Below are 17,518 nucleotides of genomic sequence, written 5' to 3' on the forward strand. Positions count from 1 at the left end.
CTCAAGTCTTGCGGCAGGACGCTGGCAGGCGAATCCTGTGCATGTTCTTGGTCCCCGGATCGGGCGCGGAGGTTCAAATTCCGTCCGGATGAGCCCTGTCGCTGCAGCCGTTAGGCAATGGACGAACGGCAAATCATCCCTCATTGTGTTGGCGTTCGACCGGCCATCGGTCGAGGCCTCGCCGACCAAAATGTCAAAAGACAGGAGGCGGGGAAATGCACCTGAGGGAGGACGGAATTCCATGGCGGGCATCCACGCGCTCGATCGGCTGATTGGCAACGACTATCCGGACCTGGCGACTGACGAAGAGGTCCGGGCCTTCGAGCAGGTCCCCTACGCGGATCGCGTCGCGGCCGAGAGCACCTATGACGCGATCAAGTTAGGTGCTGCGCGCAACCCGGACGGCGCAGCGATCCAGTTCCTGCAAAACGCCGATCCGGCCGATACGCCGGTTGTGGTCACGTACCGCGACTTCGTGGCGCGCGTCACGCAGGCCGCCAACATGTTTCACGCGCTCGGCGCGGAGAAGGGCGACGTCATCAGCTTCATGCTGCCGCTGGTGCCCGACGCCTTCGTGACGCTGTTCGGCGCGGAAGCTGCCGGCATCGCCAATCCCGTCAATCCGCTGCTCGAGCCGCACCAGATCGCGGAAATCCTGGAGGCCGCGAACACGAAGATCCTGGTGGCGCTCGGGCCGATGCCCGGCACCGACATCTGGCAGAAGGTCGAGCAGATCCGCCCGCAGCTCAAGCATCTCAAGGCGATCGTACAGGTGTTCGGTGGCGGCGACCCGGCGAACGGCGTGTTTGCTTTCAACGATTTGATCAAGCAGCAGCCGTCCGATCGGCCGATCAGCGGACGCAAGATTCTCGGCAGCGATATCGCCGCTTATTTCCATACCGGCGGCACCACCGGTACGCCGAAGCTGGTGCGGCACACCCATGCCAACCAGGTCTACCAGGCCTGGGCGCTCAATCTGCTGCTGAAACCCAAGCCCGGCGCCAACCTGTTGTTCGGCATGCCGTTGTTTCACGTCGGCGGATCGCTGACGCAGGTGCTGCTGACGCTGTCGAGCGGCGGCTCGCTGGTCGTGCTGTCGCCGAGCGGCTGGCGCAATCCGAATGCGGTGAAGAACATCTGGGGGCTCGTCGAGCGCTTCAAGCCCGAGGCGCTGTCGAGCGTGCCGACGGTGCTCGCCGCAACGCTGGCGGTGCCGCCGGGCAATGCCGACATCTCCAGCCTGAAATATGCTGCCGGCGGCGGCTCGGCGATCCCCGTCGCCGTCGGCTCGGCGATCCAGGACAAACTGAAGCTGCCGGTGGTCGAAGTCTACGGCATGACTGAGACCTCGAGCGTGCACACGCTCGCTTATCCGTCACGGCCGATCCGGCTCGGCTCGGTCGGCCTGCCCATGCCCTATGCGCGCGTGCGCATCGTGCAGCTCGATGCCGACGGCCGCCTGATCCGCGACTGCGCGCCGGACGAGATCGGTGTCGTGATCATGGCGGGGCCCGGCGTGTTCGGCGGCTATCTCAACGACGAGCACAACAAGGGCGCCTTCGTCGACGAGGTCTGGGTCAATTCCGGGGATCTCGGCCGGCTGGACGCCGACGGCTATCTCTGGATCACCGGTCGCGCCAAGGATCTCGTCATCCGCGGCGGCCACAACATCGATCCGGCGCCGATCGAGGAGATCATGTTCCGCCATCCCGCCGTTGGCTTCGCCGCGGTGGTCGGCCAGCCCGACGCCTATGCCGGCGAACTGCCGGTCGGTTACGTGCAGTTGAAACCGGGTGCCAAGGTCGAGCCGGGCGAGCTTGAGGCGTGGGTGCGCGAGCGCACGCCGGAGCGCGCCGCCGTGCCGGTGCAGGTCATCCCGATCGATCCGATGCCGGTCACGGGGGTCGGCAAGGTGTTCAAGCCGCAGCTGCGCTGGGACGCGGCCGAGCGCGTGTTCACGAAGGTGCTGGCGCCGCTCGCCGAGCGCGGCATCGACTGCAAGGTCAGGGTCGGCGCTCATGGCAGCCACGGCTCGATCGCCACCGTGACGCTGGCGGGCCTGCCGGCCGACCAGCGCGAGGCGGTCGCGGGCGAGGTGCACACCCTGCTCGCGCCGTTCGTGATGCGGCACGAGGTGGTGCAGGTGTAGCAGGCCCAAATGCAGCCCGGCGTCGGTCTGACCGCGCCGGAAGGGCGACGCTCCCCCGCTCGATTATGAAGGTCGTTCGAGCCCCTGTGTGACTAATGTCACATATGGAAGAATTGGCATTCGGCCATACTCCGAATAGTCTCATGGAATTGCATCCGGGGGGACGCAAAGTGATTCCGCTTCGGCTATTTGCTTTGTTGATATTTGCGATGGGCCTAGCCTGCGGACCGGCGCATGCCGACCGGCGGGTCGCGCTCATCATTGGTAATTCCGCCTACAAGAGCGCGCCGAAGCTCGGCAATCCCGTGAACGATGCCACCTTGGTTGGCGGCATGTTCAAGAAAGCCGGCTTCGATTCTGTGGACGTCAGGCTTGATCTCAGCGCCAGCGAGATGCGGCGCATGCTGCGAGAGTTCGCCGGCAGGGCGCGCGATGCGGACATGGCGGTGATCTACTATGCCGGCCACGGCATCGAGCTCGACGGCAACAACTATCTCATTCCGACGGATGCGACACTGGAGACCGATGGCGACGTTCTCGACGAGACTATCCCGGTCGAGCGTGCGCTGTTCGCGGTCGAGCCGGCCAAGCAGCTCCGTCTCATCATCCTCGACGCCTGCCGCGACAACCCCTTCTCAAAGACCATGAAGCGCACGCTGGCCTCGCGCGCGATCGGACGCGGCCTGGCCAAGGTCGAGCCGACCAGTCCCAACACCATGATTGCCTTCGCGGCCAAGGCCGGCTCGACCGCGTCCGACGGCGACTCCCGAAACAGCCCGTTCGCCACCGCGTTGGTCGAGCACCTGCCGAAGCCGGGCCTTGATCTGCGCAAGGCCTTCGGCTTCGTGCGCGATGACGTGCTCAAGGCTACCAGCTACAAGCAGGAGCCTTATGTCTACGGCTCGCTCGGCGGCGACGACGTGCCGCTGGTCCCGACGCGCCCGATTGCGACCGGTCCACAGGCCAATCCGCAGGATGCCGTGCGCAGGGACTACGAGCTCGCGCTCCAGCTCGCCACGCGTGATGGCTGGGAAGCGTTTCTGGCGCAATATCCCGACGGATTCTATTCCAACCTTGCCAAGGGCCAGTTGAACAAGATCGCCGCCGAAGAGACGCGCGCGGCGGCCGAGCAAAAGGCCAAGGCGGCGGAGCAGGAGAAGACAAGGCTCATTGCCGAGCGCGCCCAGAAGGCCGAGCAGGAGAAGGCGGTCGCGGCGGCCAGGGCCGCCGAAGAGGCGCGGGTTGCCGCAGAGAAGCAGAAGCAGATCGAGCAGGCGCGGGCCGAGGCCGCCGAGCAGCAGCGCAAGGTCGCCGAGGCAGCAGCCGCGAAAGCACTGGCCGAGAAGCAGGCCGCGGAGAAGGCGAAGGCCGAGCTCGCCGCCAAACAGGCCGCCGAGAAGGCGGAGCAGCCCGCTAAGCCGACGGCTGATCGTCAGATACCAGAGGCGGAGCAAAAAGTTGCCGCCCTTTCGCCCGCGCCAGCATCCACATTGTCGGCGGCCGATCTGGCAAAATCCGTGCAAAGCGAGTTGCGCCGCGTAGGCTGCCTGTCCGCCGCTGCCGATGGCGACTGGAGCGCCACCTCGCAGCGCTCGCTGACGCTGTTCAACAAATATGCCGGTACCCAGTTCGACGTGAAGCTCGTCAGCGTCGACGCACTCGATGCGCTCAAGGCGAAGCCGGGACGAGTTTGTCCGCTGGTGTGCAATTTCGGCTTCAAGGCCGACGGCGATCAATGCGTGAAGATCACCTGCCGCGCCGGCTATCGCGTCGGTGACGACAACGAATGCGAGAAGATCCCGGAGAAGAAGCCGGTCGCGACGCGGGACGATTCGAGGAGGCGGGACGCGGATCGAAAGCAAACGGAGGCCGCCCCGTCGGCGCCGCAGGCTTCAGGACAGATGATCTGCAATAACGCCGGATGCAGGCCGATTGCGAAGGGATGCCGGCTCGGAACGACCAATCATCCAGCCACTCCTACGATCAAGATACCCGCCGAAATATGCAACTGATGATGAAGCATACTCTTCGGGCCTGCTCCCTCGTGCTCGGAGCTCTTGCTTATTTTGCTTTCTGCTGCAGCCCGGCGCTGGCCGAGAAACGCGTCGCGCTCGTGATGGGCAATTCCGCGTACAAGAACACGCTGCGGCTCACCAATCCGGTGAACGATGCTGCCCTGATCGGCGACATGTTCAAGAAGGCCGGCTTCGATGCGGTCGACGTCAAAACAGACCTGAACGCCTCCGAGATGCGGCGGGCGCTCCGTGAGTTTGCCGGAAGGGTCCGCGACGCCGACATGGCGGTGATCTATTACGCCGGCCACGGCATCGAGCTCGACGGCACCAACTACCTGATCCCGACCGATGCCGCTCTTGAGACCGACGCCGACGTCTACGACGAGGCTTTGCCGATCGATCGCGTGCTGGTGAGCATCGAGCCTGCCAAACAGCTTCGGCTCGTCATCCTCGATGCGTGTCGCGACAACCCCTTCGCCAAGACGATGAAGCGGACGGTCGCCTCTCGGGCGATTGGCCGCGGGCTCGCCAAGGTCGAGCCGACCAGCCCCAACACCATGATCGCCTTCGCGGCCAAGGCCGGATCGACGGCGTCCGACGGAGATTCCAGAAACAGCCCGTTCGCCACGGCGCTTGCAGACCACCTTCCAAAGCCCGGCCTGGACCTGCGCAAGGCGTTCGGCTTCGTGCGCGATGATGTGCTGAGGAGCACCGCGAACAAGCAGGAACCCTTCGTGTATGGCTCGCTGGGCGGCGATGACGTGCCGCTGGTTCCTGCCAAGCCGGCCGCAACCGGTCCGCAGGCAAATCCGCAGTCTGAGCTCAGGCGCGACTATGAACTCGCGCTTCAGCTCGGCACGCGGGATGGCTGGGAAGCATTCCTGGCGCAATATCCGGAGGGCTTCTACGCGAATCTGGCCAAGGGCCAGCTGAACAAGATCGGCGCCGAAGAGACGCGCGCGGCAGCTGAACAAAAGGCCAGAACGGCCGAGCAGGAAAAGGCGCGGCTGATTGCCGAGCGCGCCCAGAAGGCCGAGCAGGAGAAGGCGGCCGCGGCGGCCAAGGCCGCCGAAGAGGCGCGGATCGCGGCGGAAAAGAAAAAGGAGATCGAGCAGGCGAGGGCTGAAGCGGCCGAACGCGAGCGCAAGGTGGCCGAGGCGGCGGCCGCGAAAGCGCTGGCCGAGAAGCAGGCCGCGGAGAAGGTCAAGGCCGAGCTCGCCGCGAAGCAGGCCGCCGAGAAGGCGGAGCAGGCCGCAAGGCCGGCGGCCGATCGTCAGATACCAGAGGCGGAGCAAAAAGTTGCCGCCCTTTCGCCCGCGCCAGCATCCACATTGTCGGCGGCCGATCTGGCAAAATCCGTGCAAAGCGAATTGCGCCGCGTCGGCTGCCTGTCCGGCGCCGCGGAGGGCGACTGGAGCGCGGCATCGCAGCGCTCGCTGGCACTGTTCAACAAATACGCCGGCACCCAGTTCGACGCGAAACTTGCGAGCGTCGACGCACTCGATGCGCTCAAGGCGAAGCCGGGACGAGTTTGTCCGCTGGTGTGCAATTTCGGCTTCAAGGCCGACGGCGATCAATGCGTGAAGATCACCTGCCGCGCCGGCTATCGCGTCGGCGACGACAACGAGTGCGAGAAGATCCCGGAGAAGAAGCCGGTCGCGACGCGCGAGGATTCGAGGAAGCGCGACCAAGGCCGGAAGGAAGCGGAATCTGCTACCCCAAAGTCGCAAGCCTCGGGACAGATGATCTGCACTTCTACTGGATGCAGGCCGGTTTCCAAGGGGTGTCGCATTGAGCGAGATCCAAGGCCGGGTAGCGCCGGCATGTCACAAGTGGAGGTGTGCCATTGAACGGTAACAGGAGGGTAGGCTAACGACACTCTTTTCGTTCTGTGCGTCTGACTGGTTCTATTCCGCGCATCACGGTCCGCGGGTGATTGCGTGAATATCATTCGATCTGTTTGTGCATTGATGTTTGCAGCTTTCTTCGCCTGCGCGCCCGCGCAGGCCGAGAAGCGCGTTGCGCTCGTCATCGGCAATTCCGCCTATAAGAGCGCGCCGGCACCGCTGATGCGAGCTCAGTGATGGCTGGCCGGACCAGAGAAGTCCGCGATTGAGGTGAGGCGGACCGCGAGGCTTGCATGCCTCGCCGCAAGCGCGCATCATCCCCCAAAAAACTGGGGGGGAAATCGATGCGCCAGTTCTCTCGCCGCCGCCACCTTCAGCAATTGTCGGGCGTGTTCGGATCCGCCGCGCTGTCCGGGTGGTCGAGGTCCGCATGGGCTTCAGAGGCGGAGATTCCGCTCGAAGGTATCGGCAAGGGCATCCAGCACATCTCCTACAGCGACATCGGCGGCCGGCCTGACAGCGTGCAGGTGATGTTCAACCGGCAACACGTCTATGTCGGGCATATGTTCAGCGACGGCGTGACGATCCTGGATGCGACGGATCCGCGCGCGCTGAAGCCGGTCAGTTTCTTCACCGCGGGGCAATACACCCGCACCCACCATTTGCAGGCGGCAGAGGACCTGCTGCTGGTTGCGAACGGCGCCAACATCGTCGCGATGCAGTCCTACGACAACATGCGCGGCTATTTCGAGAACACGCTGGTCGACAGCATCACCAAGGCCAAGAAATTCCGCTGCGGCCTCTCGATCCACGACATCTCGAAGCCGAACGAGATGCGCGAGATCGCGTTCCTCGAAATGCCCGGCTTCGGCATCAACCGGCTGTGGTGGCCGGGTGGCCGCTATGCCTATGTGTCGGCGCATTTCGACGGGTTCACCGACCACATCCTGTGCGTGGTCGATCTCAAGACCATCACGAAGCCGGAGATCGTCGCGAAATGGTGGCTGCCGGGCATGAACCGCGCGGCCGGCGAGCCGGCGACGCCCAAGGGCAAGCGCTTTGCGCTGCATCACATGATCACGGCGGGTGATCGCGGCTATGCCGCCTGGCGCGATGGCGGCTTCACCATCCACGACATCAGCGATCCCGCAAATCCAAAGCTGTTGTCCCACATCAACTGGTCGCCTCCCTTCGCCGGCGGCACGCATACGCCGCTGCCGCTGCCCAAGAGACAGCTCGCGATCGTCGCGGACGAAGCCAATGCGGAGAAATGCGCCAAGGGCCTGTTCCACACATTCGTTCTCGACGTGCGCGCGCCGGAGAATCCGGTGCCGATCGCAACCCTGCCGACCCCGCGCGACCGTGATTTCTGCACGAACGGCACCTTCGGCCCGCATAATCTGCACGAGAACCGTCCGGGCTCGTTCCAGAGCGAGGAGACGATTTTCGCGACCTACAACAATGCCGGCGTCAGGGTGTTCGACGTCAAGGACGCCTTCGCACCGAAGGAGGTCGCGTACTGGGTGCCGCCGACGCCGAAGAAGCTCGTCGACCCGCGCCCGAACATCGGGCTCGCAGCCAAGACCTGCGACGCCTATGTCCGGCCCGACGGGCTGATGTTCGTCTCCGACTGGAACGCCGGCATGCACGTGCTGCAATATCAGGGATGAGGTGGCTACCCGCGGATCGCCGCGTTGGCCCTTTCGGCAGCGCCCGTCATCGCATCCTTCGCCGATTTCGCGCCGTTGACCACTTCATTCACGCCGATCATGAAGGCGTCCAGGATCAGTCTCGATTGCGGATGGAAAAGAACTGCCTTGGCGCGGTCGACGTCGGCATTCTGCAAGTTTGTCAGCGCCGCCTCGGCTGCCTGCGGGCCGAACGCCTTCTTGAAGCCCTCGCTCGACCAAGCCGACACGCGTGTCGTCGCCAGCCCCGCTGCGGCGGTCCGCAGCGAGGTCGCCTTGCTCGTCGCCCAGAGCAGGAACAGGAAAGCCGCCCGCTTGTTTCGAGATCTGGAATTGATGCACGCCTGCCAGTGCGACATGAAGGGGACGGGTCCGCGACCGGCGAGATGCGGAAAAGTTGCAAACCCGGCCTGGTTGGCGACGCGGCTTTTCGCGGGATTGGAGATGTCGGTCGCGAAGTTGCTGCTGTCGATCGCCATGGCCGTCCGCCCCTGCAGGAAGTCGTCCAGCACGTGGTACCATTCGTAGCTGCCGACGCCGGCGGGCCCGGCCTGACCGAGCAGCTGTCCGTACATCTCGACGGCCGCGATCCCCTCCGGGCTCGCGAAAGCGACCCTGTTGTGCTCGACCATGGCCCCGCCGTAGGAGAACAGGAAGCCCATGGCTGGCGGAGAGGAATTGCCGCTGGCCTGGGCGCGCATCGCGATCCCCGACATCCCGTTGGTCTTGACCGCCTTGGCGGTGACGAGCAGCTCCTCAAAAGTCTGGGGAACCGGCAGGTCCTTGGCCGCCAGCGCATCGCTGTTGATGAACAGGGTCATTGCCTCCGAGGTAATCGGGACGGCGTACCGTTCGCCGTCCGACCACAGCGGGAAGGCTCGGGCCGTCTTGAGCAGGTCGCTCTCGTCATACCAGGCGGGGTCGGTCAGCGACCTCTGGGAATAATAGCCGTTCAGTGGCTCCACCCATCCGTTCGAGATGCCCTGGCCATAGGTCGTGAACATGAAGACGTCGGGCGTGCTACTGCCGCGAGCGAGCCTGATCGGCAGCGCGCCGAGGTAGCTGGTCTCCAGCTGGAAATCGATGGTGACGTTGATGCCGGTGAGTATGGTGAACTCCGGCAACAGCGGCGTGATCGCATTCGACCACGGATGGATCGCGCCCGAAAGCGCGATCGTCTGTCCCGTAAATTGCTTCCAGTCGATCGCGGCGTTGGCGTAAGCCGCAGCGGTATCCTCGGCAAAGCTCCAGCGCGGCAGCGCGGTCAGGCTCGCGCCAGCCGCCCCCAGTCCCTTGATGAAACTGCGCCGGCTCGCCGGATGGCTCAGTGAGTTTTCACCCTGTGCCATGATGATGCTCCTTGAATCAACCAAGGGCATTCATCCATAGCACACGCACGGGGCCGCAGCCCTGCGACATCACGGCCTTCACGCCTGGGGTACCCGATGAATGTCGGGTTCCCGACCTCCCTATCCGTGCTATTGTCCTATCATGCTCTGGCGTCGGCACCAGAACACGCGCGGTCACACGAGCATCGAAGACCCACGGCCAATGTCCGTTCCTGTTCGGGCCCTGCCTCTGCGATGGTTTGCTCGTCCGCTGATCCTTGCGGTCGCAGTGCTTGTGACCCTGTTTGCCGCGACCAGCTTCCTCGGCCTGCAATATTGGCAGGAGCGGCAAGCAGCTCATCACTTCATCGAGCATAGCCGCCAGGTCCTCGAAACGCTCGATCGGCTGCGGGCGATCGTCGCGGAACTGGAGACTGAAAGGCGCGGGTATCTCATGACCCTCGACCCCGCCTATCTCAAGGCCTACGGCGTCTCCGACGAAAGCGTACGGCGGGAGGCTCAGGCGCTGCAGATGTTGGTCGCGGACGATCCATTGCAGGGCCTTCGGGCCGGACATCTGGCGCTGACCGTTACAGCCACGCTGCGCGAGATCGACGAGCTGCTGAAGACGGCCAGCACCTCCGGGCTCGCCGCGCTGGCAATGATCCGCAGCATGGACGAAATCCGCTCGCAAATCGACCAGATGGTGGATCACGAGCGCTTTCGGCTCGCTGGTCGGGAGGCGCGCGCCGAAGCATTCGAGCAACGCTGGACCTGGCTGATCGCCGGCGCCGTTGTCCTCGTCGTCGCGCTGGCCGCAGCGGCGCTTGCGCTCGCGCGGCTCGAAGCGAAACGGCGGAGAGAGGCGACCGAGGAGAACATCCAGCTCCAGAGTGATCTTGCAGCACGGGATATCAAGATCAGACGCCTGTTCGATGCCAACATCATCGGCATCATCATCTGGGAAGTCGAGGGGCGCATTCTCGAGGCCAACGATGCATTCCTGCGCATCGTGGGATACGACCGGGAAGATCTCAACGCAGGGCGCCTGCATCGGACCGACCTCACGCCGCCGGAATGGCGTGGCCGCGACCTGCAAACCGTGGCGGAGCTGAAGCGGGTCGGGACGGCCCAGCCCTTCGAGAAGGAGTATGTGCGGAAGGACGGAAGCCGTGTGCCGGTGCTGATCGGCGGGACCATGTTCGGAGCAGGTACGGAGAATGGCGTCGGCTTTGTCCTCGATCTGACGCCTCTCAAGCGGGCGGAAGCTGAAGGCCGCGAACACGAGCGGCGCTACCGTGAAGCGCTGATGGAGCTCGCGCACGCCAATCGCGTCACCACGATGGGGCAACTCACCGCGTCGATCGCCCACGAAGTCAACCAGCCGATCGCCGCGATCGTGGCGAACGCCGAGGCCGGGTCGAATTGGCTGGAGGCGCAACCGCCAAATCTGGAGCGGGTTCGACAGACGCTCGACTGGATCACAAAGGACGGCATGCGAGCCGGCGATATCATCGGCCGGATCCGGGCGCTGATCAGGAACGCGCCCCCGCAAAAGGAGAATCTGGAGATCAACCAGGCGGTGCTTGAGGTCATCGCGCTGACACGCAGCGAAGCGTTCAAGAACGGCGTGTCGGTGCGAACGCAATTTGCCGAGGGCTTGCCGCCGGTTCAGGCCGATCGGGTTCAACTTCAGCAAGTGGTGCTCAACCTGATCGTCAACGCGATCGAGGCGATGGCCGCGGTCGGCGAGGGGGGACGGGAGTTGGTGATCAGCACCGGTCGGGATGCATCGCACGGCGTCCACGTCACCTTGCGGGATTCCGGTCCGGGGCTGGATCCGAAGAACGTGGACCGCCTGTTCGAAGCGTTCTACACCACCAAGCCCACGGGCATGGGGATGGGTCTCGCGATCTGCCGCTCGATCATCGAGGCGCATGGCGGGCGGATGTGGGCCGGTGCAAACGAGCCGCGGGGCGCCTTCTTTCAGTTCACCCTGCCTCTCGCGTCAGACGAGATCGCATCTCGCCTGCTGGAGGCGGATGAGCCGACGGGGCAACGCTCCGCGGCCCGATGACGGGCTCCGCGCAGCCCGGTCCTTTGCGCGAATGTTGCCTGCCGCGAAGCCGGCCTTAACCCGCCGGCATCCTCGTCTCGATCAAGCGCACCCAGAACGAGGCGCCGTGGCCGAGGATGTTGTCGTTGAAGACATAGGACGGGTGGTGGCATTCGTTGCCGTCGCCCATGCCGACCAGCACCATGGCGCCGGGACGCGCCTCCAGCATGAAGGAGAAGTCTTCGGCGCCCATCATCGGGATGAACTTGTCGTTGACGCGCTCGGCGCCGACGATGTCGCGGGCGACGTCGGCGGCAATCCCGGCCTCGCGCGCATGGTTCATCGTCACCGGGTACATCCGTGTGTATTTCGTCTCTGCCGAGCCGCCATAGGCGCGCGCGACGCTCTCTGCGACCTCGCCGATGCGGCGCTCGACCAGATCACGCACTTCAGGATCGAGCGTGCGCACGGTGCCGCCGAGCTCGGCGACCTCCGGGATGATGTTGAAGGCGGTGCCGGAGTGGAATTGCGTGATCGAGATGACGGCGGATTTGAGCGGATCGATGTTGCGCGCGACGATCGATTGCAGCGCATTGACGATCTGCGAGCCGATCAGCACGCTGTCGACCGATTTGTGCGGACCCGCGCCGGCGTGACCGCCCTTGCCATGGACCGTGATCTGGATGTTGTCGGAGGAGGCGAGCATCGCGCCGGGCGTGGTGGCGAAATGGCCTTCGGGCAGGCCCGGCATGTTGTGCATGCCGTAGACCTCCTGGATGTTCCAGCGCGTCATCAGGCCGTCCTCGACCATGGCCTTGCCGCCGCCGCCGCCTTCCTCGGCGGGCTGGAAGATCACGATCGCGGTGCCGTCGAAATTGCGGGTCTCGGCGAGATATTTTGCGGCGCCCAGCAGCATCGCGGTGTGACCGTCATGGCCGCAGGCGTGCATCTTGCCGGGGACCTTGGAGGCATAGGGCACGCCCGAGGTTTCCATGATCGGCAGCGCGTCCATGTCGGCGCGCAGGCCGATGGTCTTGCCGGAGGCCGATTTGCGGCCGCGGATCACGCCGACGACGCCGGTGCGGCCGATGCCCGTCACCACCTCGTCGCAGCCGAACTCGCGCAAGCGATCGGCGACGATGCCGGCTGTACGGTGGACCTCGTAGAGCAGCTCCGGGTTCTCGTGGAAGTCATGGCGCCAGGCGGCCATTTCGTCGGAGAGGGCGGCGATGCGGTTGACGATGGGCATGAGGGGGATCCGTTTCTTTTGGGTTCTCTCGTCATCCCGGGGCGATGCGTCGCATCGAACCCGGAATCTGGATGTCGTCGCGCGAGATTCCGGGTTCACGCTTCGCGTGCCCCGGAATGACGAGAATAATCAGCTCTCGCCGAACACGCGCTTGAAGATCGTGTCGACGTGCTTGAGGTGGTAGCCGAGGTCGAACTGCTCCTCGATCTCGGCGTCGGTGAGATATTTCTTCACCTCGGCGTCCTGCTTCAGGAGCTGGAGGAAGTCGCCTTCGCCGCGCCAGACCGGCATGGCGTTGCGCTGCACCAGCTTGTAGGCGTCCTCGCGGCTCGCGCCCTTCTGCGTTAGCGCCAGGAGCACGCGCTGCGAATGCACGAGGCCGCCGAGGCGGTCGAGATTCTTCTGCATGTTGGCGGGATAGACCAGCAGCTTGTCGATCAGGCCGGCAAGGCGCACCAGCGCGAAGTCGAGCGTCACGGTCGCGTCTGGGCCCATCATGCGCTCGGCGGAGGAGTGCGAGATGTCGCGCTCGTGCCAGAGCACGACGTTCTCCAAGGCCGGCGTCACATAGGCGCGCACCATGCGGGAGAGGCCGGTGAGGTTTTCGGACAGCACCGGGTTGCGCTTGTGCGGCATGGCGGAAGAGCCCTTCTGTCCCTCGGAGAAGAACTCTTCGGCCTCCAGCACCTCGGTGCGCTGCATGTGGCGGATCTCGACCGCGATGCGCTCGACCGAGGAGGCGATCACGCCAAGGGTCGAGAAATACATCGCGTGGCGGTCGCGCGGGATCACCTGGGTCGAGATCGGCTCGGGCACGAGCCCCATGGCTTTTGCAACGTGCTCTTCGACCCGCGGATCGATCTGCGCGAAAGTGCCGACGGCACCGGAGATAGCGCAGGTCGCGACCTCCTTCCGCGCCGCGATCAGGCGTTCCTTGGCGCGCGAGAATTCGGCATAGGCATAGGCGAGCTTGAGGCCGAAGGTCACGGGCTCGGCGTGGATGCCATGGCTGCGGCCGATGGTCGGCGTCATCTTGTGCTCGAAGGCGCGCTTCTTCAGCGCCGCCAGCACCTTGTCGAGATCGGCGAGCAGCAGGTCGGCGGCGCGGGTGAGCTGGACGTTGAGGCAGGTGTCGAGCACGTCGGAAGAGGTCATGCCCTGGTGCACGAAGCGCGCCTCGGGGCCGACGATCTCGGCGAGGTGGGTGAGGAAGGCGATGACGTCGTGCTTGGTCTCGCGCTCAATCTCGTCGATGCGGGCGACGTCGAAGGTGGCGTTCTCAGCCTTCGCCCAGACCGTCCTGGCGGCCTCCTTGGGGATGGTGCCGAGCTCGGCCAGGGCGTCCGCCGCATGCGCCTCGATCTCGAACCAGATCTTGAACCGGGTCTGCGGCTCCCAGATCGAGGCCATTTCCGGACGGGTATAGCGGGGGATCATCTGACGGCTCCAGCAAAGGTGGGCGGGCGGCCCTGAGGGGCGGCACCGGCCAAAATGTTTTTTACGCCGTGATTTAACAGAGCGGGGAGGGCGAAACAAACGGCGGAGTCAAGGTAACGGGGGATGACCACCGGACCCGCCCGCGGGGCCGGGCTGCAAAAAAAGTAACTGTCAATCACGGATCATTGACTGACAGATATTGAAATCTGTCAGCGAGACGTGTATATCCGTTTCCGGACGCTCCGATTGGGCGTCCCGCGGCTACCCCCGGAGGCCCCGAGGTCCGAAACAAATACGGATCGAGGGACGAAATTGAAGAGAGGGGACCGTGGACGAATGGAGACTTACGACAATGACGACCGAAATCATCAATTTGACCGGGACGATTGGGCATTGGCTCAATTTACTGGTGGCGCGCCAGATCGCGGCGCAGGCTGCAAAACTGCCTCATTGAGGCGAGAGCATTCCGAACGACCGGCAAGGGCGCTTCGGAAGCAGCGCCATCGCCGGATAAATGAACCCCGGGCGGGAACATGGTGCTGGCATGAATGAAGCCGTTGTCTTGACGCCGGAGCGGATCCTCGAAGTCACCGAGGACGTGCTCAGGCGCTACGGGCTTGCCAAGGCCACCGTGGTCGACGTTGCCCGTGCGCTCGATGTGAGCCACGGCAGCGTCTATCGCCATTTTCCGAGCAAGGCCTCGCTACGCGAGGCCGTTGCCAAACGCTGGCTTGACCGTATCGACGCGCCGTTGCTCCAGATCGCCAGGGAGGAAGGGCCCGCGCCGGTGCGGCTCGACCGCTGGCTGCGCACGCTGTTCGCCGCCAAGCGTTCGCGTGTGCTCGACGATCCCGAGATGTTCGAGACCTATCTCACGCTGGCGCGCGAGGCCTGCGCAGCCGTCAAATGTCACAAGGACACCATGATCGACCAGATCGCGGCGATCCTGACCGACGGCGTGAAGCAGGGCGTATTCGCTGTGGACGACGTCAAGGCCACCGCGCGCGCGATCTTCGATGCCACCGTCCGCTTCCACCATCCGGCCCATGCCGACGAGTGGAAGGACGCCGATCTGCCCGCGCGCGTCGATGCAACGCTCGCGCTGCTGCTGCGCGGGTTGAAGGCGGCATAGACCGCGACGCCTAACTCACCCTCTTGCCTTGTGAAGAAGCGCGCCCTCGCGAACGGAGGGCGAGGCAGTTGCGTGCCTGCGCGGGTGAAGCGCGCCGTTGGCTGCTGGAACGACCGGCGGGCTCTCCGGATACGCATTGACCGCGATTTCGACGACATCCTTTGACCGCTTTCGCAGGCGGTAGAATGTCAGTTCCTGTTCGAGCATGGGGCAGTGGAAGTGGACGACGGCCGTATCGGGCAAGCGGCAGAGTTCGTCGATAAGCTCGCCTACGGTGATGATCGGGGGATGGTCGATTGCCTTGTGATGAGCCTTACTCATGGCGATTCCTCCACTACTACTAACCGAAGCTGGATGGCCTCCGTTCCATCCCGCTCAGCAGATTCAAGAACAACACGTCGCTTGAGGAATCCGGCAGCCCCGCTGCTAGATCTTCGTCAGCCCGCAACTCGCCGCCAGCCGCACGAGCTGTGCATCGGTGCGCGCGCCGGTCTTGGTCTTGATCAGATAGTGATAATTCTGCACCGTCTTGACGCTGAGATTGAGATGCGTCGCGATCTGCTCGGTGGTGGCGCCGCCGGCGAACTGGCGCAGGATCTCGATCTCGCGTTCGCCCAGTTGATCCAGCACTGAGCCGGTCGGCGACAGGCTGTCGTCGGCCAGGATATGCGCGATGTCGTCACTCATGGCGCGCTCGCCGCGGGCGACGCTGCGGATTGCATTCACGACCGCGGACGGCTCGCTGCTCTTGGTGACGAAGCCGGAGGCGCCGGCGCCGAAGGCGGCCTTCACCAGCACGGCCTCGTTGTGCATGGTGAAGACGAGGATCCGCGCCCGCGGGCTGCGGGCGCGGATGTTGCGGATCGCCTCCAGCCCGCTGGCGCCGGGCATCGAGATATCGAGCACGACGACATCAGGATCGTGCGCCTTGAAGGCGCCGTAGGCATCCGCGGCGTTGTCGGCTTCCGCCACGACATGGAGGTCACCCTGGCTTTCCAGCACCCGCCGGTAGCCCTGCCGGACGATGGGGTGGTCGTCGACAAGCAGCACGGAGATGCCTGTTGCCGCAACCTCGCTCATCTCGGCCTCACGCGGCGAGCGGGATGGTGGCGGCGACGCTGAGGCCGCCTCTGGCCGGCAGGATCGACAGCGACCCGCCGGCGGCTGCGACGCGCTCGCGGATGCCGGTGAGGCCGAAGCCCGCCGACCGCGCCACGCGTTCCGCATCGCCGCCGCCGTCGTCCTCGACCCGGATCAGCAGCGCGTCGTCCTCGCCGGCGCGCCGCTCGACGCGCAACGAGATCTCGCGTGCCGCGCCGTGGCGCAGCGCATTGGTCAGGCATTCCTGGGCGACGCGATAGGCGGTGGTGGCGGCCGGGCCGCTGATGTCGGTGAGATCGCCCCTGAGATCGAGCTGGATGGTCGGCCGCGCCGCGCTCTGCGAGCGCCAGCTGTCGACGAGATTGACGAGGCTCGCCTCCAGCCCGAGCTCCTCGGGCAGGGGATTGCGCAGCCGCTTCAGCGCATCGCGCAGTGAAGCCATCAGATGATGGGTCGCCTGCGAGATCATCCTTGCGTCCTGCGCGATGCCGTCTTCCCTGTTCTGCTTCGCGCTCGCCGTCTCGATGGTGTCGGCGAAAGCGAGGATGGCCGCGAGGTTTTGCCCGAATTCGTCGTGCAGCTCGCGGGCGAGGGCGCGGCGTTCGTCGTCGCGGATCTCGATCAGCCGCCGCGTCAGTGCCGCGCGCTGTTCGGTGGCTTCTTCCAGCCGGGTGCCGAGCTCGCCGACGGCGCCCCCGATCATAGCAAGCTCCATGGAGCGGAAGCGCGGCAGTTTGGTGCGATAATGGCCGCGCGCCATGCGCTGGAGCGCGGTGACGATCGCGCGTGCCGGCGCCAGCGTATGCGCGATCGCAAGCGACGCCAGCAGCGCAATTGCCGCCGCCATCAGCAGCGCGACGTCGATGACGTTGAGGATGTATTCCCAGGCGAGCGAGATCGCGGCCGCGGCATCGGGCGTCGCAACCACCGTGCCGGCGGCTGCGGCGCGCGGACTGACGGGCCGCACCACCTCGGTGTGGCTGCCGAGGAAGGTCGGGACGATCGATGCGAACCAGCGCGGCGGCATCTTGCCTAGCCCCTCGCTCTGGCCGCATAGCGGCTTTTCGAATGCGACGGCGGGCTGGAACTCGACGCAGACGCCGGGCGAGATCAGTTTCATCGTGTCCAGCGTGCGCCACTCCGGAACCGGCAGCAGATGTTCGCGCGCCCTGCTGCTGCGCAGCAACAGCTCGTGCCAGTACAGCGCCTGAAGTGCCTGCGCGACCCGCTGCGCCGAGGCCGCAGTCGACCGGTCGACGCTGCGATAGGCCTCGAACGTGGCCCATACGGTCGCCGCGCCCAGGCAGAGCGCCACAATGAGAAGCAGACGGGCGACAAGCTGAAGCACGAGGCGCATGCGATCACCCCAAAGTTTGGTAAGGTCAGCCTAACAACGCCGCCGCGCCTTGCCAATCGCAGGGTTTGGGCCGGATTGCAGCTCGGGCAAATTTCCCAAGCCGGATTGGGCATGGGTCTTTGGACCGGGCGTGGCGGCTTTGATCTAATCGGGGTGGAA

Annotated in this window: 12 protein-coding genes; 6 read left to right on the forward strand and 6 right to left on the reverse strand. The window is 65.0% G+C overall.

Annotation, left to right across the window (positions count from 1 at the left end; translation table 11 throughout):
• Positions 1–241: 241 nt before the first annotated feature.
• The 4 genes from EI171_RS18865 to EI171_RS18880 all read left to right on the forward strand — a co-directional run bounded on the left by EI171_RS18865 (position 242) and on the right by EI171_RS18880 (position 7,681).
• Entirely contained in the window at positions 242–2,149 is a 1,908-nt protein-coding gene (locus tag EI171_RS18865) for an acyl-CoA synthetase (protein ID WP_161534375.1), read from the forward strand.
• 209 nt (positions 2,150–2,358) lie between these two features.
• Complete coding sequence (locus EI171_RS18870) at positions 2,359–4,161, forward strand: caspase family protein (protein ID WP_161534376.1); 1,803 nt, start codon at positions 2,359–2,361, stop codon at positions 4,159–4,161.
• On the forward strand, positions 4,161–6,014 hold the full coding sequence (locus EI171_RS18875; RefSeq protein WP_371740518.1) for a caspase domain-containing protein: 1,854 nt from the start codon (positions 4,161–4,163) through the stop codon (positions 6,012–6,014). The genes EI171_RS18870 and EI171_RS18875 overlap by 1 nt, the downstream gene beginning before the upstream one ends.
• 341 nt (positions 6,015–6,355) lie before the next feature.
• A complete protein-coding gene (locus tag EI171_RS18880; RefSeq protein WP_161534378.1) occupies positions 6,356–7,681 on the forward strand; it encodes an LVIVD repeat-containing protein in 1,326 nt (441 codons plus the stop codon).
• Positions 7,682–7,686: 5 nt separating this feature from the next.
• On the opposite strand, the gene EI171_RS18885 is transcribed toward EI171_RS18880, so the two are convergent.
• On the reverse strand, positions 7,687–9,048 hold the full coding sequence (locus tag EI171_RS18885) for an ABC transporter substrate-binding protein (RefSeq protein ID WP_161534379.1): 1,362 nt from the start codon (positions 9,046–9,048) through the stop codon (positions 7,687–7,689).
• A gap of 142 nt (positions 9,049–9,190) precedes the next feature.
• Here EI171_RS18885 and EI171_RS46745 point away from each other — a divergent pair, with 142 nt between their 5' ends.
• Entirely contained in the window at positions 9,191–11,104 is a 1,914-nt protein-coding gene (locus EI171_RS46745; RefSeq protein WP_371740519.1) for an ATP-binding protein, read from the forward strand.
• A gap of 55 nt (positions 11,105–11,159) precedes the next feature.
• On the opposite strand, the gene EI171_RS18895 is transcribed toward EI171_RS46745, so the two are convergent.
• Together EI171_RS18895 and purB are read right to left on the reverse strand one after the other, a co-directional pair.
• A complete protein-coding gene (locus EI171_RS18895; RefSeq protein ID WP_161534380.1) occupies positions 11,160–12,332 on the reverse strand; it encodes a M20 aminoacylase family protein in 1,173 nt (390 codons plus the stop codon).
• 129 nt (positions 12,333–12,461) lie between these two features.
• Positions 12,462–13,769 (reverse strand): adenylosuccinate lyase, encoded by a 1,308-nt coding sequence (gene purB / locus EI171_RS18900; protein ID WP_097532139.1) that lies wholly within the window; start codon positions 13,767–13,769, stop codon positions 12,462–12,464.
• Positions 13,770–14,313: 544 nt separating this feature from the next.
• Here purB and EI171_RS18905 point away from each other — a divergent pair.
• Complete coding sequence (locus EI171_RS18905) at positions 14,314–14,901, forward strand: TetR family transcriptional regulator (RefSeq protein WP_028173393.1); 588 nt, start codon at positions 14,314–14,316, stop codon at positions 14,899–14,901.
• Between the two features lie 15 nt (positions 14,902–14,916).
• Here EI171_RS18905 and EI171_RS18910 read toward each other — a convergent pair whose 3' ends face one another.
• The 3 genes from EI171_RS18910 to EI171_RS18920 all read right to left on the reverse strand — a co-directional run bounded on the left by EI171_RS18910 (position 14,917) and on the right by EI171_RS18920 (position 17,359).
• On the reverse strand, positions 14,917–15,222 hold the full coding sequence (locus tag EI171_RS18910) for a hypothetical protein (protein ID WP_038967604.1): 306 nt from the start codon (positions 15,220–15,222) through the stop codon (positions 14,917–14,919).
• A gap of 105 nt (positions 15,223–15,327) precedes the next feature.
• Positions 15,328–15,981: a response regulator transcription factor gene (locus tag EI171_RS18915; protein WP_161534381.1), complete on the reverse strand. Its 654-nt coding sequence runs from the start codon at positions 15,979–15,981 to the stop codon at positions 15,328–15,330.
• Between the two features lie 7 nt (positions 15,982–15,988).
• On the reverse strand, positions 15,989–17,359 hold the full coding sequence (locus EI171_RS18920) for a sensor histidine kinase (protein WP_110116513.1): 1,371 nt from the start codon (positions 17,357–17,359) through the stop codon (positions 15,989–15,991).
• Between the last annotated feature and the right edge of the window lie 159 nt (positions 17,360–17,518).

Origin of the sequence: Bradyrhizobium sp. LCT2 (assembly GCF_009931255.1) — a bacterium.
GTDB lineage: Bacteria > Pseudomonadota > Alphaproteobacteria > Rhizobiales > Xanthobacteraceae > Bradyrhizobium > Bradyrhizobium diazoefficiens.